Genomic DNA, 23,210 nt, shown 5'->3' with positions numbered 1-23,210 from the left:
GTCGAAAACCGATCAGAGCCTTCATTCAGAACTTCAGCTCAAAACAACAGGTTCGTACTCCAGATGGACCCCGAACATTGCTTCAACAGCCTGTTCAATCCGAGAAGCAAAGGCAATCAACTCCTGCCCGCTTGCTTTTCCCTCATGATTGACCAAAACCAACGCTTGCTTGCCGTAGGTCCCTGCGGCTCCCTCTCGGGCTCCTTTAAGGCCAGCTTGTTCAATGAGCCAACCGGCAGCCAACTTTTCACGGCCGCCCGCGAGCGGATAGTGAACAATGCTCGGATATTTCGCAAGCAAAGCCTGAAATTCTTCACGCGTTACAATCGGATTTTTGAAAAAAGAGCCAGCACTGGGCAACACCGCCGGATCGGGTAATTTACGCGTACGGGCGGCAACGACAGCCTCATAAATGGCCTCAGGCGTTGCCTCTTTCGATTCAAAAGCAACCGCCAATTCCCTATAACTTAAATTAGCTTTCCAATCAGCCTGAAATTGCAAAGTCACCGACAACACAATCCACTGATCGCCCGGCTCCGTCTTAAAAATACTGTGCCGATAACCGAAATCGCAATCAGCATTATTCAAATGTCTGACTTCACCGGTTTGCGGGTCGTAGATTTCGACGCTCTTGACAAACTGCGCGACTTCCGCCCCGTAGGCACCGATGTTTTGAACCACTGCGCCACCTACCGTTCCGGGGATAAGAGCGAGGTTTTCCAATCCACCCCAACCCATCGACAAAACGCGTCTGACTGTTTTGTGCCAACACTCCCCTGCACCCACACGTACCGTTTTTTCCTCTTCGTTAACATCGAACCCTTCAATAGCCATTCGGATAACCAAACGATCAACCAAAGGCGAGGTGATGAGCAGATTGGAGCCCCCTCCCAAAATGAAAGGACGAACATCGTGCCGTGCGGCAAAATCCAGTGCAGTTTGAAGTTCCTGAGAGTCTGACACCTGTGCGAAATAACGAGCCTTGGCACTGACGGCCATCGTGTTGTATGGCTTTAAATCCACCAGAGTTTTAATCAAAAGCGCTTCTCGAATACGGCGCACGACACTCTCGGTATCGAGTTCATTGTCGCGCATCAAGTCATCAATGCCGCCCTGGGGAACAAACTGATCTTTAATACCCATCACGAGGCACGGAACCTCAAGACCCATCTCAGAGAGCGTCTCTAAAACTGCGCTACCCGCACCTCCCATCGCAACACCATCTTCGACCGTGCAAAGTAAGTCATGCTCGGGAGCTGCCCTCATGATCATTTCGCGATCGATCGGTTTGACAAACCGCATATCAATCAGAGTGGCATCAAGCTCTTCGGCCGCCTCACGCATTCTTGACACCATCAGTCCGAAGGCAAGAATGGCCACCCGTTTGTCTTTCCTGCCGCTATGACAAATCAATCGGGCTTTTCCGATCGGCACCGTTTCCAGTGCCTCATCCTGGGGTACACCGGGTCCCTTGCCTCGAGGATAGCGAACCGCTGCCGGTGTATCCATCTTATAGGCCGTGGTGAGCATCCGACGGCATTCGTTTTCGTCGGACGGCGTCATGATCGTCATGTTCGGAATGCTTCTGAGATAAGCGATATCAAAAACCCCTTGATGGGTTTCACCATCGGCCCCAACCAAACCACCGCGATCAATGGCAAACATCACCGGCAGATTTTGAATCGCCACATCGTGCAGAATCTGGTCATACGCCCGTTGGGCAAAGGAAGAATAAATTGCCACTACCGGCTTCATTCCGGAAGTCGCCAAACCGGCCGCAAAAGTGACAGCATGCTGCTCGGCAATGGCCACATCGCGATAGCGCTCCGGAAAGCGCTTTTCAAATTCAACAAGGCCCGAGCCCTCGCGCATTGCAGGCGTAATGGCATAAAGCCTTTGATCAACAGAAGCCATGTCGCAAACCCAACGGGAGAAAACTTCCGTATAAGTCGGATGCTCCGGGTCAGGCTTCTTTTCGACAATCCCATTTTCAGGATCGAATTTGCCCACTCCATGGTAGAGCGTCGGGTTGGCTTCGGCCGGGGCATAGCCCTTACCTTTTTTCGTGACCACGTGCAGCACCATCGGGCCATCGAGCGCTTTGATATTGCGAAGAACCGTTATCAGGTTAGCGATGTCATGGCCATCGACCGGTCCGTAGTAATTGAGATCAAAGGCAGAGAAAAGCGTTGAGTGAGGTGCCACAAAATTCACGGTACGCTGCTCCATGCTCTTGAAAAGATTCCAGAGTCGGGGAAGCGGTTTTAGGGCGCGTTTGGAGAAATTACGCGCACTTGAAAAAGCGTGGCCGGAGACCAATTTCGCCAGGTGGTGATTCAGAGCACCGACAGAAGGCGAAATCGAGCAGTCGTTATCGTTAACAATAATTAAAAGTTTAATGTCTTCTTTGTAGGTGCCGGCATGATTTAATGCTTCAACCGCCATGCCGCCCGTTAATGCGCCGTCACCGATCACGGCAATGTGCCACGCCTCTTTATCCCCTCGCATGGCATCGGCTACCGCCATACCGAGTGCAGCCGAAATTGAAGTGGAGCTGTGAGCCGTACCGAAAGCATCGTGCTCACTTTCTCCACGCTTAGGAAAACCGGAGAGTCCTTTGTACTGACGGAGGGTTTTAAATTGATCTTGTCGACCGGTCAGCATCTTGTGAGCGTAGGCCTGATGGCCCACGTCGAAAATAATCTTATCGCGCGGAGAATTAAAGACGTAATGCAAAGCCAGCGTCAGTTCTACGGCGCCAAGACTACTGGCTAAATGTCCACCGGTCTTGGAAACCGACTCCACCATAAAGTCGCGGATTTCGCTTGCAAGCGTCGGAAGCATGGCTACCGATAGTTTTTTCAAATCCGCCGGAGAATGAATTCGTTTCAATAATCTCATCACTTCTCCTGTCTTAATGATCACGGCTCAAAATATATCGGGCGATCTCCTCCAGGCGCGTTGTTTTGCCTTGGTATATTTCGGAGAGTTCTTCAATCGATTTCAGTGCTTCAAGAGCCCGGTTAATTTCATTTTGCGCCATGATTCTGGATTGATTTAATCCCAGAATTGAGACATAGGTGGGTTTATCTTCGGCTGCATCCTTGCCGGCGGTTTTACCCAACACGGCAGTGTCTGCCGTGACGTCAAGAATATCGTCGATCACTTGGAAGGCCAAGCCGATGGCATCGGCGTATTGGATAATTAACCCGATCAGAGCCGGAGGCGGCAATTGTTCACCGGCATACAACCCCATCAGAGCACTGGCTCGAATCATCGCACCGGTTTTCAGGCGATGCATGAGAGTGAGCGTATCCAAATCAAGCTTTTGGTGAACGGACAACAAATCCACGGCCTGACCGCCGCACATGCCGGCTGAACCCGCAGCCGTCGCTAAAACTTTAACTAAAACAGCAATCTGATCACCCGCAAGCTTCGTTTGAGTGAGTTCATAAAAAGCCTGTGCCTGAAGTGCATCGCCTGTGAGCATCCCCATCGCCTCACCATACTTTTTATGCGTGGTAAGTTTTCCTCGGCGCAGCGTGTCATTATCCATACACGGCATGTCATCGTGCACAAGCGAATACGAGTGGATGTATTCCAGCGCCAAAGCAATATGATCAAGTGCCTCCTCTTTTGCACCCACCAATTCGCCGGCGGCATAAGCTAAAAGAGGACGAATGCGTTTGCCGCCGTCGAGCACCGCATAGCGCATCGCTTCATGCAATTTCCACGGCAAGCGATTATCGGGCGGCAATGCTTTTTTCGCACACAACTCAAAGTGCGAGGCCCGCTCAGTACTCCAACTCTTAAAATCCATCAGTCATTCCTTTCTGACGAAGATCCGACTCTTGCAAAGCAACCTCGCTGCCGTCTTCAAGCTCACGCACGACTTCTGCCGCTTTATTCAATAAAGACTGACAGTGTGCTGAGAGTTCCTTTCCGCGCCTGTAGGCCTTGACACTTTCCTCTAAGGTCAATTCCCCTTTTCTCATCGTCTCAACGATTGTCTGCATCTCCTGCATCGCTTCTTCAAAAGTCATTTTCTGCACGGATTTCGGCTGTGCCATCTTTACCTCTCGGATCTTTGTGTAACTTATTCATTTTAGCGGTTGAGGCAAAAATATTCTTAGAATTTCAAGACCAGACGATGGACTTGGGTAGGTGCGTTCGACAATCTCTCACCGCATTTTTAAACTTAGTATGTATCTTCAATCTGATTAGTACGAATTATGTCCGAGCGGATTTTATTTACCGAATGGGAAAGTCCTTGCGGGACACTTGTGCTCGCGGGTCTCAACGACCGTCTTGTCATGAGCGACTGGAAAAACGGTTGGCACCACGAAGCCATTTTGAAGCGTTTTGCAAAAATGACGAAATGCCCCTTTGTCCAAGGGACCAGCCCGGTTATTGCCGAGACTATTTCACAACTTCAAGAATACTTTGCTCTCAAGCGTCAACGCTTTGATCTTCCTCTTCTCTTTATCGGAACAGACTTTCAAAAAAAGGTTTGGCGTGCGCTCGAGTCCATTGAGTACGGGAAAGTGGTCTCTTACGGGGACATCGCCCGTACCATCGATAATCCTCAGGCCGTGCGTGCCGTCGGTGGCGCCGTGGGTCAAAATCCCTTTTCCATTATTGTGCCCTGTCATCGGATAGTGGGCTCGAACAATTCACTCACAGGATATGGCGGTGGATTTGAGGCTAAAAAATATCTTTTGACTTTGGAGAGCAAGAATTCAAAAGAGCCTCTGCAGCTGATGTTCAGCTAGGCGAATTGGGTCTCTCGGTGTATCCTTTCCTATCTTTTCTTTTTGCGCAAAAAAATGAAATCGCTTTGGATGCTCTCGGCCTCTTTTTTCTTTTCTCTGATGGCCGTCTTTGTCAAAATGGCCGGAGATGATTTCGGCTCCTTTGAATTGATTTTTTATCGTTCACTGGCAGGCGTTGTACTCATCTACGGATTTGTTCGCCTAAAAGGCTACACAATCGTTACGCCTCACCTCTTCGGACACTTTAAGCGCAGCTTCATCGGAACCGTCTCCATGTCGTTATGGTTTGTGTCTCTAACCATGCTTCCGGTCGGCACGTCCATGACGCTCAATTACACATCGCCCCTTTTTATGTCCGTCTTCATGGTCATTTTCCTTTTATTGAAAAAACAACCCATGCCTTGGGGGCTTTTAGGCTGCATTCTCTTGGGCTTTGTGGGGGTGTGCCTCGTGCTTCAACCTTCATTCTCGTCCGGCGAAATGTTAGGGGCCATGCTCGCACTGGGCTCAGGCTTTTTAGGCAGTGTCGCTTACTGGCAAATTAAAGAACTCGGTCAACTTAAAGAACCTTCCTGGCGAATTGTGTTTTACTTCACACTTTTCGGAACCGTTTATGGATTACTTGGAAACTTTTTCCTCGAAGGCGGGCTCTCTCCCGTTACGACGAGTAACGTCATCTATTTATTGGGAATCGCTCTTTGCGCCACACTGGCTCAGTGTTCTCTCACTTTAGCCTTCGGCCAAGGCAACGTTCTGTTAAGTTCCTGTCTGCAATTTTCCGCCATCATCATTGCCGAACTGATGGGATGGTTCTTCTTCAGTGACACTCTGTCTCTGGCAACCGAAGTCGGTATTGCCGTTATTATGGTGGCCGCCGTCTGCGCGACGATGCTCACGAAGAGACAACAGAAGAAAGCTTAACAAGATGCAAAAATTACAAGGAAGTTAAAATAAGTTATCTATTTGTTTTAAATAGGAATTTTTAAACCGCACAAGGAAAACTGTCTTTATCCTGAAATATTTGGTTGCGAGCACAAACATTTTGAATCGGTATTTAAAACCGATGATCGGTAAAGTTAGAGGCGTGAGAGACAAGCAGAGCTGGTCCTCCGGAACAAGAGAAGAGAGAGTTTGGCTAGGGCTTTGAAAAAATCCCTAGCCGTTTTTTTTTTCTCATAGTTGCAATTGGCAACAAGATGCAAAAAAACTGGTGGCAGACGAATCTTTCGTCTACGATTGGGGTGACTTTTTTGGGGACAACTACCATGCAAAAATCTTTTATTGCCCTTTTGGGAGCATTTGTGATGGCACTCACAGGCTGTACAGAAAAAGATCCGGCCGATAACCTCACCGGACAAGCCGCTAAAAATCTTCAAGGCACATCCTGGCAATTGGTCACGGCTGAACCGCCCGCCAAAGGAGAAGAAAATTGTGAAAACCTTCCCCCTGTTATGGACTTTTTGGACAAAAACCGTGTCTCCGGTAATTTAGGTTGCAACCTCTTTAATACCACCTATACGCAGGATGGAAAGAGTTTTTCTTTTGCTCCGGCTGCCACCACTCGCAGAATGTGCTCGCCCGAGGCGATGAAAATGGAAGGCAATCTTTTGAATATGCTTCAAAATACCCGCTACCTCACCCAAAACGAAAAGGGGTTGATGTTCTGGGATGAGAAAGGAAAACTGCTTGCTCAGTATGAACCTGAGAAAGCCGGTCAATGCCAATAGCATTCTGAAAGCCTTCGGAGAGTCAGATTCCGAAGGCTTTTTCTTAGTGAGCCGATTCCCAGCTGTCGCCGAATCCTACCTCTGCAATAAGCGGAACGGTCAATTGAGCCACATTTTGCATGAGTTCGGGCAAGCTCTCTTTGACCAGAGTCAGTTCACTTTCGGGCACCTCAAGCACCAATTCATCATGCACCTGTAAAACGAGCAGGCTCTTGAGTTGTTTTTCTTCAAGCCAAGCCTGAACCGCAATCATGGCTTTTTTAATCAAGTCGGCTGCCGTTCCCTGCATCGGGGCATTAATGGCGGCGCGCTCGGCCGCTGCCCGCACCGGTGCTCGAGAACTCATAATATCCGGTAGCCACAGTCTTCTGCCGAAAGCCGTCTGCACAAACCCTTGTTCATGAGCAAGTGCACGGGTCTTTTCCATATAGGCTTTCACACCGGGATAACGAGCAAAATAACGTTCAATGTAGTTTCTCGCCGCCTGCGGTTCTATACCTAAATTTTGCGCCAAACCGAAAGCACTCATACCGTAAATCAACCCGAAATTGATCACCTTGGCTGTACGACGCTGATCGGGAGACACTTTATCGAGCGCCACCCCAAAAACCTCAGCAGCGGTTGCCCGGTGAATATCAAGCCCCTTATGGAAGGCATCCAATAAGCCTGCATCACCTGATAAGTGAGCCATGATTCGAAGTTCGATTTGAGAGTAGTCTGCCGAAACAATGACGCTGCCCGTGGGCGCGACAAAAGCTTCCCGAACTCGCCGGCCTTCACCGGTACGGACAGGAATGTTTTGCAAATTCGGATCACTTGAAGCGAGTCTACCTGTTACCGCTGTCGTCTGACCGAAAGTCGTGTGCACCCGACCGGTTTTAGCAAAAACCATCATCGGCAATTTGTCCGTGTAAGTACTCTTTAATTTACTTAAACGTCTGTACTCCAAGATGGCTTTGGGTAAGGGATAGTCAAGCGCCAATTGCTGCAGCACATCTTCGTTGGTGCTGTAGCCGCCCGTTGCGGTTTTCTTGGTCTTGGGCGGAACCGGAATCTGCAGTACATCAAAGAGAATATGAGATAGCTGCTTGGGACTGGCCACATTGAATCGCTCGCCTGCCATCTCGCAGCATTTATCCTCGAGCCTGACGATTTCATCGCCTAGTGCATCGCTTTGAGCACCGAGCCTCATGGAATCAATGAGTACGCCGTTGCGCTCCATGATAAAGAGCACATTTTGTGTGGGTAATTCCACAGTCTCGTAAATGGATTTCAACCCGATATCGGCGTTGACCCGCTCACGAAGAATTTCAAAAAGCTTTCCGATCGCCAACGTGCGCGTGGCACAAAAACGTGCTGCCTCATCCATCGGAACCTGAGTGCAGCTGATCTGTTTCGCACCTTTTCCAATTAAATCTTCCAAAGAAGGAACGTCTTCTTTTAACCAACGCAGAGACAGATTGGCCAAATCATGCTTCATGTGCGCTTCAATCACGTAGCTCAAGAGCGTCACGTCCTCTGTGCGGGCATTCAGTTCAATACCCATATTGGCTAACGCGTGCCGTGCGTATTTACACTCTGCACTCACCTTGGGAGAATCTGAGGCAAACCACGCTCCCAGCCCATTTTGTAGCTCTTGATCGGTCACGCCGCTTTGCGCTGCATCACGTTTAACGGGAACATAAAACGTCTCATTTGTCAGCGCCAGACCAATTCCGGTAACCGTTGCGTGCATGCCGTCGGTTGGATCGCACAACAGCGTAAATGAAACGGGACCTGGGCAGTTGTCGAGTTTTTCACGTAGTGAATTCAGCGCATCAACCGAATCAATGATTTGTACCTGCTTTGTTTCAACGGGTTCAGGCCTTTGCTCAGGCTCAGCCGGAATACCGGCAAAAAGATCAGCAGTGCGAATGTCTTCTGAAGAAGTTTTCGCTTTGGGCGCAATTTTCTTTTGAACGGCCTTTTTGCTCTGCTGCATTTCCCAACGAGCATAAAAATCCGTCAAAAAAGCAGAATCTTCTTCTTTAAAAGTGAGTGTTGAGACATCGGATTGCTCGACATATTGAGACAAATCCGCATCCGTTTTAATGGTCACCAGGGCTTTGGCGGTCGGCAAAAAGGCAAGTCCTTCACGTAAATACTCACCTGCTTTGCCCTTGACCTCATCAGCTCTTTTAACAATTTCATCAAGACCGCCGAATTCGTTGACCCATTTGGCCGCCGTTTTAGGACCGCACTTCGTAATTCCCGGAACGTTATCGACTGCATCGCCCATAAGCGACAGATAGTCAATGATTTTGTCAGGCGCCACGCCGTATTTTTCTTTGACGGCCTCGGCATTGAGAATTTGCCGAGTCATCGTATTGAGAATAAAGACATTATCTGTGACCAACTGACTCATGTCTTTATCACCCGTTGCAATGTATACCTTAAAGCCCTTTTCTTCAGCTTGTTTGGCAAGTGTTCCGATGACATCATCGGCTTCAATGCCGGGTACTTGTAAAAAAGGCCATCCCTGAGCCTTGACCATGGAAAAAATAGGCTCTACCTGCGAGGCCAAATCCTCTGGCATCGGCGGACGGTTTGCTTTGTATTGGCTGTAGATCTGATCACGGAAAGTTCCGCCGTGCGCATCGAAAACGCAAGCCGCAAAATCCGGCTTGATCATCGAGCGAATCATCTTGAGCATATTGGCAAAACCTTTGATTGCCCCGGTGGGTTCCCCGGCACTGGTTCTGAGATCCGGCAGACCGTGAAAAGCTCGATACAAAAAGTTGGATCCATCAACTAATAAAACGGTTTTCATAACTGATGACTCTTAATCAATCACAACTAGCCATTGTAGAGAAAGCAACGTCTTTTTCATCCGAATGACAAAATATTTCGTTTCCGATCGTTGCCTGCGAGCATTAAATTTTCTGCCTACTGTACAATCCCAAAACCTATAATTAAGTTAAGAACCCCGAAAAATATTTTTTCAGGAATTTGTATGAAAAAATCATTTTTAGTCACCGCTGCCGCTGCCTTGTTTTTAGGCTCCACATTACTTTCGGCCAATGCTGCTCCCTTGAGTGCTCCGCCTCAAATCAGTGAAGCCGACGCTCAAAGTGCCAACGATCAGATTAAGGCTCCTAAAACGGCAGGCTCGTACGAAAAATTCTCAGAAAAAGCTCGTCAATACGAAGTCAACCCCGATTTGGCTCCTACGGATGCTGACTACGCCAAAGCTCGTAAGGACCGTGAAGAAGGTAAGGTTGCCAAGCGCTCTCAGCGCACGGAAATCGAAACGATTCGCGATCAAAATAACCGCATCACCGAATACGTTGTGACCCCCGGCAGCACGAAGATCCCTTACTCCGTAGAAAATCGCTCCGATCGCCCCAACGCCAATCCCGGTCACAGCAAAGACACGCTTGGAACACCTAAATTTATTAATTTCGGGTTCTAAAGCATGCAGGGTCATATAGCGAGTTTTACTTCGCCCTTTAAGTGGTTGCGAGAGGGCTTGAGCGCTGTGCGCCAAGCCCCGTTCGGCATGGTTAGCGTCTGTATTTTCTATGTCTTTACCATGTCCGTATTGGGAGCTCTGCCACTATTCGGTTTAGTATTGGCGGCATTTTTCATGCCCTTCGGTACGATGCTCGTCATTCAAGGTACAAAAGACGCTTGCGAAGGCAGACAACCGATGTACAGCGTACTGTTTGACTTGTACAAGGATCGCACCAAACGCTTTTTACTCATGCGAGTAGGCGTTATCTATGCTGTTTTTATTTTGGTTGCTAACTACGCCTATGTCTTTTTTGCCGTTGACTATGTCAGTCAATGGAAAGTGATTGACGGAAGACTGGATTGGGCTTCGGTTTTAGACAATTTCCCGTGGACAGCTGCGATTGTTACAGTCATTATCTACGCACTCGGTCAGATGGCTACATGGTTTGCGCCGGCCCTTGTGACTTGGAAAAACATGACTGTCGGCAAGGCTATTTTTTATTCCTTTTTCGGCTGTCTGAGAAACTGGCTTGCCGTTATCGTGTTGCTGGTCGTGATATTCGCTTTCACGATGATTTGCGCACTGGCAGTCATTTTCCTGCTGGACTTTGTCAATCTCACCGATTACGCACTCTTTTTCCTCACACCGGTCGGATTTTTCCTGACTACGGTTGCTTACAGCACTATGTGGCCAATGTGGGTCGATATTTTCGGTGACGTAACCTCAGACTAGTAGCAACCTTTCAAAAAAACTCGATGAAGATTATTTCAACATCGAGTTTTTTTGTATTTGAAAATGGCACTTACCACTTGTGTTCAATACTGTAATATCTCTTTCCAAAAAAGTCTAAGGCATTAACGATGAGAGCGTTCCGTATCTAAGATAGTTTGACAAGCTTGTTGTTGGCTGGCTATTTCAATGCAATAATTTAGTTGCTCGATCGCTCTTTCAGCGATCAAACAGGTTAAAGCATCCGCACTATCGTCTCGGTTATACGAGGCCAAGGCGTCATAATACCGCTCTTGATCCTCAGCGTAGCGAATGTTCACCGGCCAATACCCATCTCGAACCAACATATAGTTCAGAAGCAACCGGCCAGTTCTTCCATTACCATCGGAAAACGGATGGATTGTTTCAAACCGGGCATGAAATAACGAAGCTTTCTCAATAGGATGCAAAAGGTTTGACGGGTCGTTAAACCAGTCAACAAGCTCACGAATTTTATAAGGAATTTCCCAGTATTCAGCAGTTTTGCATTCGGTTCCCAAAATTCTGACATTATGATCGCGAAATATTCCGTAAAATTGAGGCAGAGCCCCCAACATAACGTATTTGTGAAAGTTCAGAATTAGGGCTTCAGAAAGTTCAGTTCGATTCCCTATAAAGTCAAAAATCGCATCAAATCCTGCGGCATAACCCCGAGCGGCCATGACATCACGAATGGGCTTGCCGGACCCTACAGTGATACCTTCCTTCACAACCAAAACAGTCTCTCGCAGCGTAAGCGTTGAGCCTTCGATAGCGTTGGAATCATATGTGGTTTGCAGTTTGATTTCTTCTCGTAATCTTTGTACGGCGGCAACGGATAGCGGTCTGCAAGCTTTGAGCTCTGTAAGCACTTTATCAGCCTGCTCCAGCCATTCTTGCTTCGATAGAATCATAGTAGTTATCCAACAATTATCTGAGGTTTCTCAAACGGTTTATTCTACCGCAAGTTCCTTATAGTCCCGATGTTAAGGGCACTAAAAGAACTCCTAAGAGAGAATTTAATCGGTTTTCAACTCTTCGATAGAGGTGTCTGTCGACGACGCTATTAATTTTTTCCTGCAATCTAATATTTGGTCTACACAACAAAAAAACTCGATGAAGATTATTTCAACATCGAGCTTTTTTGTGTGTTGGAAAAGGCGTTTTACTATTTGTGTTCAATATAGTGATGCCACTCCCCGTTCAGGTTTTCTTGGGCAAGAATTTTGTGACCGGTCTGGGTTGCAAATTGCGCCAAATCAGCCACACTGGCCGGATCGGTGGCTAATACGCAGAGCACCTGACCGGTCTGCATCTTAGCCAACGCTTTCTTTGTTTTAAGAACCGGCATGGGGCACTTGGTGCCCCGTGTGTCTATCTGCTCATCAAAGCGCATGACTTACTTGCCTTGCAAAAAGCCTTCAACTGCAGCCAACGCTTGAGTCAAGCCTTCAGCCTTCGGAGCACCGGCCATGGCCAAATCGGGCTTACCGCCGCCCTTGCCGCCCATTTGAGAGGCAACAAATCCGGCCAATTCCCCGGCTTTGACTCGAGAGGTGAGAGACTTGGCAACGCCGGCAACGATTTGCACCTTGCCGTCATTGACACTGGCCAAGACCACAATGGCTTCACCCAATTGATCACGCAGACCTTCGGCCATCGAACGAAGCGCTTTAGCTTCAATTCCTTCAACCTTGGCCACCAAAAGCTTATAGCCGTTGAAATCCTTGGCAGAAGCCACCAAAGTAGAGGCGGTCATCTGGGCAATCTTTTCTTTCAAACGATTGACCTCTTTTTCAAGGCTCTTAACGGTATCAAATACCGAGTGAGCTTTTTCGGTCACCACATCAACCGGAGACTTCAAGGCCGAACAGACTTCACGAATCGTCGTCTCTTGCTTGCGGGTATAAGCCACAACGTTCATACCGGTTGTCACTTCCACGCGGCGGATGCCGGCAGCAATAGCCGATTCACTCAAAATCTTAAAGGAACCGATGTCTCCCGTGCGATCGACATGCGTACCACCGCACAGTTCGCAAGACGGACCGATCTGAACCACGCGAACCGTTGCACCGTACTTTTCACCGAAAAGCATCAAAGCGCCCGTCTTCTTAGCTTCTTCAATCGGCATTTGGCGAACGGTCACTTGAGCATTGGCAAGAATTTCATGATTGACAATATTTTCAACTTCATGAATCTGATCGAGCGTCATCGCTTCGGTATTGGTGAAGTCAAAGCGCGTCACATCCGGTCCCACCCAGGAGCCGCGTTGTTGAACGTGATCACCCAAGACCTGACGCAAAGCGTACTGCAACAAGTGAGCCACGGAGTGATTGCGGCGAATGCTTTCACGGCGTTCAACATCAACGGCCACATCAAACACATCACCCACTTTCACATGACCTTCTTCAACGTGAGCGTGCTGACCGGTCACCTTAGCCTTAATCTTTTGCGTATCGATCACGCGAACAATCGAGGTGTCATTTTTCATCACACCGGTATCGCCCACCTGGCCGCCGCTTTCACCGTAAAACGGCGTCACATCGAGGACCACCACACAGTCTTCACCGGCGGGCACTTCCTGGACCTCTTCACCGTCCAAATACAGGGCGATAACTTTCGATCCTTGGTGTTCAGTTTCCGTGTAACCCGTGAAGGTCGTATCGGCACCGTTATAGTCAAGGCCAGCAGCCATCTTGAATTTGGCACTGGCGCGAGCCTTATCACGTTGTTCCTGCATAGCGGCATCAAAACCGTCCATGTCGACCGTCAGATTTCTTTCACGGCAAACGTCAGCGGTCAAATCCACAGGGAAGCCGTAGGTATCGTGAAGCTTAAAGGCAACCTGACCATCCAACACTCCGTTCTTGTTTTCAGCAATAGCTTCTTCGAGCATTTGCATACCTTGAGAGAGGGTTTGAGCAAAGCGCTCTTCTTCCTTAGCCAGAATCGTCTTAATCTTAGGATTCTTGATTTCCGGATAAGCTTCACCCATTTCAGCGACAACCGCATCAACCAAACCTGCAAAGAAGGGCTTGCGAGCACCGAGCTTGTAGCCATGGCGGATAGCGCGACGGCAAATACGACGTAACACATAGGCACGGCCTTCATTGCCGGGCAAAATGCCGTCAGCAACAGAGAATGTGCAAGCGCGGATATGGTCAGCAATCACCTTCAAAGAGGGGCTGTCGGGATCCACATCGGTTGCACCGGCTTCTTCAACAGCCTTACGCGCTGCGGCAAGCAGGTTCTTAAAGAGGTCAATATCGTAGTTGCTGTGAACATGCTGCAACACAGCGGCGATACGTTCCAAGCCCATCCCCGTATCAACGGAGGGTTTCGGCAACTTGTGCATCACACCGCTTTCGTCACGGTTAAATTGCATGAACACAAGGTTCCAAATTTCGATATAACGGTCACCGTCTTCATCCGGGCTTCCCGGAGGACCGCCTTGGACTTCTTCGCCGTGGTCGTAGAAAATTTCAGAGCAAGGGCCGCACGGTCCCGTATCGCCCATCATCCAGAAGTTGTCCGACATGTAACGAGCACCCTTATTGTCGCCGATGCGAACAATACGCTCGGCAGGAATGCCCACTTCTTTGTTCCAGATATCGTAAGCTTCGTCATCTTCGGCGTAGACCGTTACCCAAAGTTTTTCGGGCGGAAGATGAAAGTGTTGGGTCAAAAGTTCCCAGGCGTTTTTAATGGCGTCACGCTTGAAATAGTCACCGAAGCTGAAATTGCCCAGCATTTCAAAGAACGTGTGGTGACGTGCCGTGTAACCGACGTTATCCAAGTCGTTGTGCTTGCCGCCTGCACGGATGCACTTTTGTGCAGTGGTGGCTCGCGTATACGGACGCTTATCAAAACCTAAGAAAACATCCTTAAATTGGTTCATGCCCGCATTGGTAAATAAAAGCGTCGGGTCATTGCCCGGCACGACGGGGCTTGAGTGCACAATCGTATGACCTTTGCTTTCAAAAAATTTCAGAAAGGTCTCGCGAATTTGCGAAGTTTTCATAATTAATCTCTTTATTGAAAAAACAGATTTCTTTAATTTTCTACAAAACTAAAGAGCGAATTTGTTTATTTTAGTCGTTTCTCTTCAAATTGAGGAATTAATCCTTTTTTGCGGTCTAAGGATAGCATCCAGGCGAAATATCGTTTCCGAATAATTTTCGTTTAGTCAATCCGGTTTTCTTAATATTTGTTCAATGCATCGAACAAATTAATCTAAAACTATATTTTTATTCGGTATATCGAACAAATTAGTCTAAGACTGTATTTTTATTCGATATATCGAACAGTTACTCGAGTTGTATCAAAGTGCTGACTCAAAAGAAAAAAGGCGGGAATCGCTGTCCACGCCTTTGTTCTTCTTTTGAATTGTCTTTTTCTTTTAGTTAAGCGATCTTGGAATAGCCACCCGCACGGTCCGACTCACGTAAGTAACGATCAAACTGCATGGCAACCGCACGGACAAAAATCTTGCCCTTCGGGCTTACCACAATTTCTTCAGGCGTCAATTCAACAAAACCGACCTTTTGATAGTTCTGCAGCTTTCTTAATTCGTACGCAAAGGTTTGATCAAAATTAATGCCGAAGCGCTCTTCAATCTCAGCCTTGACGACTTTGAACTGACACATAATCGTCATGATGACTGCGTGACGCAGTTGATCTTCGGCACTCAACTTGTAGCCGCGGTTCGTTGCCAAACGTCCTGCACGAATGGCCTCATAGTAGGCCGGCAATTCCCGAGGATTACAAGCGTAGCAATGATGAACATTACTGATAGCCGAAACACCCAAAGCCACCATGTCACAGTCAGGACGAGTGGAGTAACCCTGGAAGTTACGCTGAAGTTTGCCTTCCTGTTGAGCAATGGCCAACTCATCGGTCACCTTAGCAAAGTGATCCATACCGATATAGCGATAGCCGTTTTGAGTCAGTCGGGTAATCGCATCCATCATGATGTGAACCTTTTCGACCGTGCTCGGCAAATCTGCATCCAAAATGCGGCGCTGGGGCGGGAAATGATGAGGTAAGTGCGCATAGTGATAAAGCGCAATACGGTCGGGCGATAACTCCAACACCTGATCGAGCGTCTTTTCAAAACTCTTTCGTGTTTGCTTGGGCAAACCGTAAATCAAATCCATATTGATGGAATGAAAACCCGCTTCACGGGCAGCCTCCATCGTCTCCTTTGTCATTTCAAAGGGTTGGATACGGTTGACTGCTTTTTGCACTTCCGGATTAAAGTCCTGTACCCCGCAGCTCATGCGGTTTAATCCGACTTTGGCGAGCGTACGGACCTTATCGGGCGGACACGTTCTGGGATCGACTTCAATAGAAAACTCCCCGCCTTGCTCTAAGGGAAAGCGACTCGTAATGAGTTGCATCACTCGTTCAATTTCATCATTATTTAAAAACGTCGGAGAGCCACCGCCGAAGTGCAGTTGGCTAACAGCGGTTGTACCGGAAATTTTTTCACGCACGAGGGCGATTTCCTGATCCAACACATCAAGGTACTCGGCGCTTTTGGAATGATCTCGGGTGACTTGCTTGTTGCAGCCGCAATAAAAGCAGATGTCATTGCAAAACGGAATATGTACGTAAAGACTCAGCGGCTTATTCGTTTCGCGGGTTTTTAAGGCCTCTTCATAATCGGCTGCCGTAAAATCTTTATTGAAACGATCGGCCGTGGGATAGGATGTATAGCGAGGGGCCGGGACATCAAATTTTTGCAACAATTCAATCGACGGCAATTCCACGCCTGTCAAATTCGGATCAGTCAACATAGGTAATTCCCACAATCCAGCTGTTTGATTTAGGTTAAACTTCTGATATCATTTACCAATCTTATTTTGACGAAAGTCAAAAGCAGGCGATATCAGTGACGACGGTCACATTGTGCACGGAAATTATTACCGCAAACTGAAAGAAACTCTTTCTCCGTCGTCGCATTTTGTTTCGAACGAATTTTTAGATTGGCATTTCATGTCGACATTGTCTCCGAATCTCTCAGCTATTCCTTCACTCAGAGTGAGTTGCTCTCATTGCAACCTCCGCGAGCATTGTGTCCCGCTCGGATTATCCCTTCGCGATATTGATCGTTTGGAAGACTTGATCGCTTCACGCAAACGAATCCATCGAGGTGAACCTCTTTTCAGAGCCGGGGACCGTTTTGAGGCTATTTACGCCATTCGACTGGGATTTCTGAAAAGTTCCGTCATGAGCAGTGACGGTCGAGAACAAGTCACCAATTTTCACATGTCCGGCGAATTGATCGGCCTGGACGGCATTGCTAACGAAGTACACTCCTGTGACGTTATTGCTCTTGAAGATACTGAAGTGTGCGTGATTCCGTACGAACGGATTCTGGCCGCCTGCAGTGAAATCGAAGACTATAACCTTCACTTTCAAAAAATTCTTTCCCGAGAAATTGTCCGCCAACACGGCCTGATGTTGTTGCTGGGTTCCATGCACGCTGAAGAACGTCTGGCGGCCTTTCTCTTAAACCTCTCTCAACGTTTTGAATCTCGCGGTTACTCCCGCACTGAATTTGTGCTTCGTATGACTCGTGCGGAAATCGGGTCGTACCTGGGATTAAAACTGGAAACCGTTAGCCGAGTGCTCTCTCGTTTCTCTCACGACAGACTGATTGCAGTCAACCAAAAACACGTGCATATCATTGATGCCGAGGGGCTGCGCGCGATTGTCTCAGGGCAAAATCCTGAAGAAATCATCGAAGAGTAGAGGTTAATCCTTGAGAGTTTTTAAGCACTGGATCGTTGTTGCTGCAACTCTTGGCTACAGCCTTTGCAGCTATGGCTCAGACTTTGTCGATTTACTGGGCGACATCACGATTGAAGATGAGTTCGTTAAATCGGTTGAGTTGCGTGAAGCCCAGCGCTCGCACGTCAATCCCGATGACACCATTTGGGTCACGATCCGCCGCGGTTTTGGTCTGGCTGATCTGCCCGATACGGTTGTCAATCGCGAACTTGAACGCTATATAAAAGCTCTCCCCTACACTGAACAGATGGCTTTCAGAGCACGAATGTATCTTTATTTCATCGTCTCTGAAACACAAAAACGCGGCATGCCGACAGAGTTGGCGCTGCTACCCTTTGTTGAAAGCGCCTTTCAGCCTGAAGCGCTCTCGCGCTCAAAAGCCGCGGGGCTTTGGCAATTTTTACCCTCAACCGGTGACATTTTCGATTTAAGACAATCGAGTTGGCGAGACGCCCGTCTCGATGTGGTTGAAAGCACTCGAGCCGCTCTTGACTATCTTCAATACCTACATAACCATTTTGAAGATTGGCACTTGGCGCTTGCCGCCTACAACTGGGGCGAAGGCAGTATTCGTCGAGCCATTGCTTCGAACGCCGCCAAGGGTAAACCCACCGATTACATGAGTCTGCCTCTACCCAATGAGACGGCTCGTTACGTGCCCAAACTTCTGGCCATTAAAAAACTGATTGAAAACCCCGAGCAGTACGGCTTAAAACTTCCCGCGATTGCCAATGAACCGTATTTTGTTCGTATTAATAAGAATCGAGACCTGGATCTGGAAACCGCAGCACAATTAGCCGAAACGGATCTGCAGGAATTCAAGCTCCTTAATCCCGGTTTTAATCGCCCGGTCGTCGTCGCTGCCCACCAAGGTTCGATTCTTATTCCTGCTAATAAAGCCGATACGTTTGTCTCCAATCTGATTAATTGGCAGGCAACGGGAAAACCGCTCTCCAACTGGTCGACCCACACAGTCAAAAAAGGCGAAACTTTAAAGTCCATTGCCAAAAAGTACGCCATGACTGAAGACGAATTGAGGGCTGCCAACAAAATTCCGAAAAACCGCAGGGTTCAAATCGGCAGCACCGTTTTGGTTAAGGATGCGCATTGGCAAAGCGATATTCAAGTGGCTGAAGCTGACTCCTCTTTAAGACTCGTGCCACTTCCCACTACCCGTCGCATCACCTATCGCGTCAGAAGCGGTGATACGCTCTCGACCATCGCGGCCCGTTTCGGAGTAAAAGTCGCAGACATTAGCAAACAAAACAGACTTAAAAGCAACACGATTAAGGTGGGGCAACGGCTACGTCTTACCGTACGCGAAGTACAACGCACCGGTCTTCGCAAAACAGCCTATCGTGTTAAACGAGGCGATACGCTCTATACCATTGCACAGCGCCACCGCACGAGCGTAAGCGCCATCATGGATGAAAACCATCTCAAAACGAAAGATTTGAGAACCGGTCAAAGACTGGTTATTCCGCACTGATTGCACACAGAGCCTATTTTTTTCCAAACTTTGCGCGTCATTGGTTAAAATCAACCCGTTATCACACATTTTCCTAATTAGAGTGAGGCTCAAATGGGTTTTCTTCAAGGTAAAAAGATCCTGATCACGGGTATCGTTTCCAATCGTTCCATCGCTTACGGTATTGCAAAGTGCTGCCATCGTGAAGGTGCAGAACTTGCCTTTTCCTATGCCAACGAACGCTTTAAAGACCGCGTCGCAGGTTTTGCCGCTGACTTCGGCAGCGATTTTGTTTTGCAAATGGATGTCTCCAGTGACGAACAGATCAACGACACCTTTGCTCAGATCAAAGAGCGTTGGGGCGGCTTAGACGGTCTCGTGCATTCCATCGGCTTTGCTCCCCGTGAAGCCATCGCAGGTGACTTCCTTGAAGGCTGCACGCGCGATGCTTTCCGTATTGCCATGGACATTTCCGCTTACTCGTTCCCGGCAATCGCTCGAGCCGCATTACCCTTAATGCAGGATCGTGCAGGTTCTCTTTTAACGCTCACCTATCTCGGCGGTGAACGTGTGGTTCCCAACTACAACACGATGGGTCTTTGCAAGGCTGCTCTTGAAGCCAGCACCCGCTACATTGCAAGCTCAGTCGGTCCCAAGGGCATTCGCGCCAATGCAATTTCCGCCGGCCCCATCAAAACCCTGGCCGCTTCCGGTATTCAGGGCTTTTCGCAGATGTTGCACCACATGGAAGCCAACGCTCCGCTTCGTCGCACTGTCACAACTGAAGAAGTGGGCAACGTAGCCGCTTTCTTGCTCTCTGATTTAGCGAGTGCCGTCACCGGTGAAGTGGTTCACGTCGATGCGGGCTTTCACAGTGTTGCAATCGGCTCCGATATCGAAGAGTAATTGTTGACTGTCTGATTGATGCTGACCGAAACGCTCGCTTGCATTTCGGTCAGTTTTTGCTTTAAAGGCATCCGAAGTGAACGCATTTAAGACTGCGGCAGTTTTTGCCAAACGAACTGAACCGATGGGCGAAGCGCTCAGGGCTTTACTCGCCATCTTAGAGGCCGAAAATGTTAATTATCTGCTCGAAGAGAGCACGGCTGAACATTTGCCGGGCGCTCAAGGTGTCAGTCTTGAAGAGTTAGGCGAAAAAGCCGATGTCATTATCATGCTCGGAGGCGACGGTACAACCTTGGGGATTGCCCGCCGCATGGCACGCTTTAAATTACCCATCATCGCGATTAACGCCGGCCGTTTAGGTTTCATCACCGACTTTTCACTTCAGGATATGGACAAGGGATTACCGCCCTTGTTGCGCGGGCAGTACGAAGTCGATACGCGAGCCATGTTGCACGTGCGCGTCTATCGTCACGGACAGATGGTATTTGAAGCCACGGCCGTTAACGATGCCGGGATTACCCACGGTCGCGCAGGATCCATGGTGGAATTTAACGTCTGGGTTGACGGCAATCCGATGGCTACTCAGCGCGCAGACGGTGTGATTGTTGCCTCTTCAACCGGCTCCACCGCTTATGCGATGGCCGCTGGCGGCCCCATCCTTCACCCGGCATTAAATGCCATGGTTTTGGTGCCCGTTGCCCCTCACGCACTGACCAACCGCCCGATTGTTTTACCCGGTTCCAGCGTTGTTGATATCAGCCTTATTGAGGCTCGTGAAGCGTCGGCCTATTGTGATATGCAAGACTTTTTCCCTATGCAAAAGGGCGATATCCTCCGAATCCGTACACTGCCGCAAAGCTTTACCATTTTGCATCCGATCGGCCACAATCACTATGACACCTTGCGTCGCAAGCTCTACTGGAATCTGATGCCCACCGATAACGCTTCTCTTCCCATTAAGGACTAACGGCTAAACCATGCTCACGCACCTCTCGCTTAAAGACTTCGTCATTGTCAAAGAGCTTCACCTGGATCTGAATGCCGGGCTGACGGTTTTAACCGGTGAAACGGGTGCAGGGAAATCTATCCTGATTGATGCCTTGCAGCTCGTTTTGGGTGGGCGCTCTGACGGTGACGTCATTCGTGAAAACGCCAAACAAGCCGATCTCACAGCCATTTTTGATATCAATGACGAAGTGCTTAACCTTTTAAGAGAGGCGGCTCTTTGCGCCGATGATGATCTACTTGAAAAAACAGCCATCATTCGCCGGGTCATCGATCGCAACGGTCGTTCACGCTTTTGGATAAACGGGGTTTCGGTCACGGCCGCCCAAGTTCGGGAAATCAGCGCTAAGCTCCTAGACATTCACGGACAAAATGCCCAACAAACTTTGTTGAAACCTGCCGGACAGCTGACTCTACTTGATGCATACGGCGGGTACGATTCTGAACTCACCCAAACACGCGAGGCTTTTTATCGTTGGCAGCAGGCCGAACAACGCCTTTTGAAAGCCAAAGACGATGCCAAAAAACTCAACGATGAAGCCGAACGTTTGGCCTGGGTTCACGAGGAGCTTTCTCAAATCAATCCACAAAAAGACGAGTGGGAAGAACTCAATGCCGAGCATAAGCGCCTTGGTAATGCTCACGATATTTTGGAAGCACTGGCGGCTGCGACAGCCGAGCTGTCTGACAATGATGAAAGCGCCTTATCGCTTCTCGGTCGAAACACCGAACGTTTGCAATCGCTTTCTCAATACGATGAAAAGTTAGGCGAAATTGCCTCTCAGCTTGCCGATGCTCAGTCTATTTTGGAAGATGCGGTGAGGGAACTTGAGCGCTACAGTGATCGAACCGATTTGGATGAAAGCCGTTTTGAAGAGGTCGATGCTCGGGTTTCCCTTTACTTTAATGCTGCTCGGAAGTTTCACACACTTCCCGAGACGCTCTACGAGAAGTTTGAAGAAACCACTCATAAGTTAGAAGCTTTGCAACAAAACCTGGATTTCGAGCAACTCGAAAAAGAAGAAAAGGCTGCCCATGATGCCTATCGCTCAGCGGCCAAGGCTTTATCAAAAAAGCGTCACCAGGCTGCAAAAGCTCTATCTGAAAAAGTCACCGATGCAATGCAGATGTTATCGATGAGCGGTGGTCAATTTGAAGCCTCGCTTATCCAATCCGATCCCTCGGCGACAGGACTTGAGCGGTGTGAATTTCTCGTAGCCGGCCACACAGGCGTTGCTCCTCGCCCCTTATCCAAGGTTGCCTCCGGTGGCGAACTCTCCCGAATCAGCCTGGCTATTTCGGTTATCACGTCCAAAGAGACGCCCGTGGACACACTCATTTTTGATGAAGTGGACGCCGGTATCTGCGGGGCTGTCGCCGATGTCGTGGGTAAGCTTTTGAAAAAACTGTCTTTCGAGCGTCAGGTTTTATGCGTCACCCACCTGCCGCAGGTGGCAAGCTACGGTCAAACACATTTAAAAGTACAAAAGTCCGATGAGGGTGGAGAAACCGTGAGCCGTCTGACTCAATTAACTGACTCGGAACGGGTTGAAGAATTAGCCAGAATGCTTGCGGGGGCCGATGTGACTGCCAAAGCTCGTGCCAACGCCCACGAACTGTTGGAAAACGCTACTTCCTACCGAGGTTGAGTCGCTTGAGTCTGGTTTTTCGACGTATTCAATCCCTAAATTGATAGAACTCGCTGATGGATGACACAACCTTAAAGAAACGTAAGCATATTATGTTTTTTGACATCAAAAAATAAAAAGTGAACGTCCCACACTGTCAACATAACTAATCTCTGAATTGGTGTCTCTTTATTGTGGGTTCTTCTTATTTAACCAACTCCCAAAAACAATAAAAAAAGGGAACCGAAGATCGAATCCCCGATTCCTACTTACTTCTTAGGCTATAAAGTTAAAAAAGGTACCTCATTTGGGCCTGAACAGCTAAATCAGAACGCTCTTCATTACCCCAATCGTAACCGGCATTCAAACCGAAGCGGAAGTTATCCTTAGCGGCTTGCACACCCAATTGCGAACGAACTTGAACGTCATCGGCAAACGTAAAGTTGTATTTACCGGTTGCTCCGGCAAACTTCACTTTACTGTCGATATCGCGATCGGCCACTGTCGGCACAACAGCCAGGCTGAAGGTCGGCGCAACAGTCATACCGCCCGCCGTTTCAAAGCTCTTGGCTAACTTGGCACCGATCGGGAATTCAACCGCTGTCGCATCCGAGTCTTCAACCTTGATACCGTGACCGGCAGAGTATCCGTCGCTACGCACGTGATAGA

Annotated in this window: 19 protein-coding genes; 10 read left to right on the top strand and 9 right to left on the bottom strand. The window is 48.6% G+C overall.

Annotated features, from left to right (window positions below):
- Positions 1-33 precede the first annotated feature (33 nt).
- The 3 genes from dxs to xseB are packed head-to-tail and all read right to left on the bottom strand — an operon-like array spanning position 34 to position 4,070.
- Positions 34-2,904 carry a 1-deoxy-D-xylulose-5-phosphate synthase gene (gene dxs, locus H5985_RS08330; RefSeq protein ID WP_205050856.1) on the bottom strand — a complete coding sequence of 957 codons (2,871 nt, stop codon included), beginning with the start codon at positions 2,902-2,904 and terminating at the stop codon, positions 34-36.
- A gap of 10 nt (positions 2,905-2,914) precedes the next feature.
- Positions 2,915-3,820, bottom strand: a complete 906-nt coding sequence (locus tag H5985_RS08325) for a polyprenyl synthetase family protein (RefSeq protein WP_205050855.1) — start codon at positions 3,818-3,820, stop codon at positions 2,915-2,917.
- Positions 3,810-4,070 (bottom strand): exodeoxyribonuclease VII small subunit, encoded by a 261-nt coding sequence (xseB, locus tag H5985_RS08320; RefSeq protein ID WP_205050854.1) that lies wholly within the window; start codon positions 4,068-4,070, stop codon positions 3,810-3,812. The genes H5985_RS08325 and xseB overlap by 11 nt, the downstream gene beginning before the upstream one ends.
- A gap of 162 nt (positions 4,071-4,232) precedes the next feature.
- Between xseB and H5985_RS08315 the strand changes: the two genes are divergently transcribed.
- From H5985_RS08315 to H5985_RS08305, 3 genes are all read left to right on the top strand, one after another.
- Complete coding sequence (locus H5985_RS08315) at positions 4,233-4,772, top strand: methylated-DNA--[protein]-cysteine S-methyltransferase (protein WP_205050853.1); 540 nt, start codon at positions 4,233-4,235, stop codon at positions 4,770-4,772.
- 54 nt (positions 4,773-4,826) lie between these two features.
- Complete coding sequence (locus H5985_RS08310) at positions 4,827-5,693, top strand: DMT family transporter (protein ID WP_205050852.1); 867 nt, start codon at positions 4,827-4,829, stop codon at positions 5,691-5,693.
- Positions 5,694-6,037: 344 nt separating this feature from the next.
- Entirely contained in the window at positions 6,038-6,499 is a 462-nt protein-coding gene (locus H5985_RS08305) for an META domain-containing protein (RefSeq protein WP_205050851.1), read from the top strand.
- A 43-nt stretch (positions 6,500-6,542) separates the two neighbouring features.
- On the opposite strand, the gene polA is transcribed toward H5985_RS08305, so the two are convergent.
- On the bottom strand, positions 6,543-9,308 hold the full coding sequence (gene polA, locus H5985_RS08300; protein WP_205050850.1) for a DNA polymerase I: 2,766 nt from the start codon (positions 9,306-9,308) through the stop codon (positions 6,543-6,545).
- A 183-nt stretch (positions 9,309-9,491) separates the two neighbouring features.
- Between polA and H5985_RS08295 the strand changes: the two genes are divergently transcribed.
- Together H5985_RS08295 and H5985_RS08290 are read left to right on the top strand one after the other, a co-directional pair.
- Complete coding sequence (locus H5985_RS08295) at positions 9,492-9,950, top strand: hypothetical protein (RefSeq protein ID WP_205050849.1); 459 nt, start codon at positions 9,492-9,494, stop codon at positions 9,948-9,950.
- A gap of 3 nt (positions 9,951-9,953) precedes the next feature.
- On the top strand, positions 9,954-10,724 hold the full coding sequence (locus H5985_RS08290) for a BPSS1780 family membrane protein (RefSeq protein WP_205050848.1): 771 nt from the start codon (positions 9,954-9,956) through the stop codon (positions 10,722-10,724).
- Positions 10,725-10,846: 122 nt separating this feature from the next.
- Here the strand turns inward: H5985_RS08290 and H5985_RS08285 are convergent, their stop codons facing one another.
- The 4 genes from H5985_RS08285 to hemN form a co-directional block, all read right to left on the bottom strand.
- Positions 10,847-11,653, bottom strand: a complete 807-nt coding sequence (locus tag H5985_RS08285; protein ID WP_205050847.1) for a Fic family protein — start codon at positions 11,651-11,653, stop codon at positions 10,847-10,849.
- 254 nt (positions 11,654-11,907) lie between these two features.
- A complete protein-coding gene (locus H5985_RS08280) occupies positions 11,908-12,135 on the bottom strand; it encodes a sulfurtransferase TusA family protein (RefSeq protein ID WP_205050846.1) in 228 nt (75 codons plus the stop codon).
- Positions 12,136-12,138: 3 nt separating this feature from the next.
- A complete protein-coding gene (gene alaS / locus H5985_RS08275) occupies positions 12,139-14,760 on the bottom strand; it encodes an alanine--tRNA ligase (RefSeq protein ID WP_205050845.1) in 2,622 nt (873 codons plus the stop codon).
- Between the two features lie 382 nt (positions 14,761-15,142).
- A complete protein-coding gene (gene hemN, locus H5985_RS08270) occupies positions 15,143-16,537 on the bottom strand; it encodes an oxygen-independent coproporphyrinogen III oxidase (RefSeq protein WP_205050844.1) in 1,395 nt (464 codons plus the stop codon).
- A 199-nt stretch (positions 16,538-16,736) separates the two neighbouring features.
- On the opposite strand from hemN, the gene H5985_RS08265 reads away from it, so the two are divergent.
- From H5985_RS08265 to recN, 5 genes are all read left to right on the top strand, one after another.
- Entirely contained in the window at positions 16,737-17,495 is a 759-nt protein-coding gene (locus tag H5985_RS08265; RefSeq protein WP_205050843.1) for a helix-turn-helix domain-containing protein, read from the top strand.
- Positions 17,496-17,505: 10 nt separating this feature from the next.
- Positions 17,506-19,023: a LysM peptidoglycan-binding domain-containing protein gene (locus tag H5985_RS08260; protein ID WP_205050842.1), complete on the top strand. Its 1,518-nt coding sequence runs from the start codon at positions 17,506-17,508 to the stop codon at positions 19,021-19,023.
- 93 nt (positions 19,024-19,116) lie between these two features.
- Positions 19,117-19,908 (top strand): enoyl-ACP reductase FabI, encoded by a 792-nt coding sequence (gene fabI / locus H5985_RS08255; RefSeq protein ID WP_205050841.1) that lies wholly within the window; start codon positions 19,117-19,119, stop codon positions 19,906-19,908.
- 76 nt (positions 19,909-19,984) lie between these two features.
- Positions 19,985-20,875, top strand: a complete 891-nt coding sequence (locus H5985_RS08250) for an NAD(+)/NADH kinase (protein ID WP_338124967.1) — start codon at positions 19,985-19,987, stop codon at positions 20,873-20,875.
- A 10-nt stretch (positions 20,876-20,885) separates the two neighbouring features.
- Positions 20,886-22,562, top strand: coding sequence for a DNA repair protein RecN (recN, locus tag H5985_RS08245; RefSeq protein WP_205050840.1), 1,677 nt, complete (start codon positions 20,886-20,888; stop codon positions 22,560-22,562).
- 268 nt (positions 22,563-22,830) lie between these two features.
- Here recN and H5985_RS08240 read toward each other — a convergent pair.
- Positions 22,831-23,210: autotransporter domain-containing protein (locus H5985_RS08240; RefSeq protein ID WP_205050839.1), on the bottom strand; the 380-nt coding region annotated here is incomplete at its 5' end.

The sequence above is a fragment of the Parasutterella secunda genome, from assembly GCF_016901835.1.
Lineage (GTDB): Bacteria > Pseudomonadota > Gammaproteobacteria > Burkholderiales > Burkholderiaceae_F > Aphodousia > Aphodousia faecavium.
The sequence above is the reverse complement of the archived record's forward strand: the minus strand, read 5'-3'. Positions and strand labels throughout refer to the sequence as shown.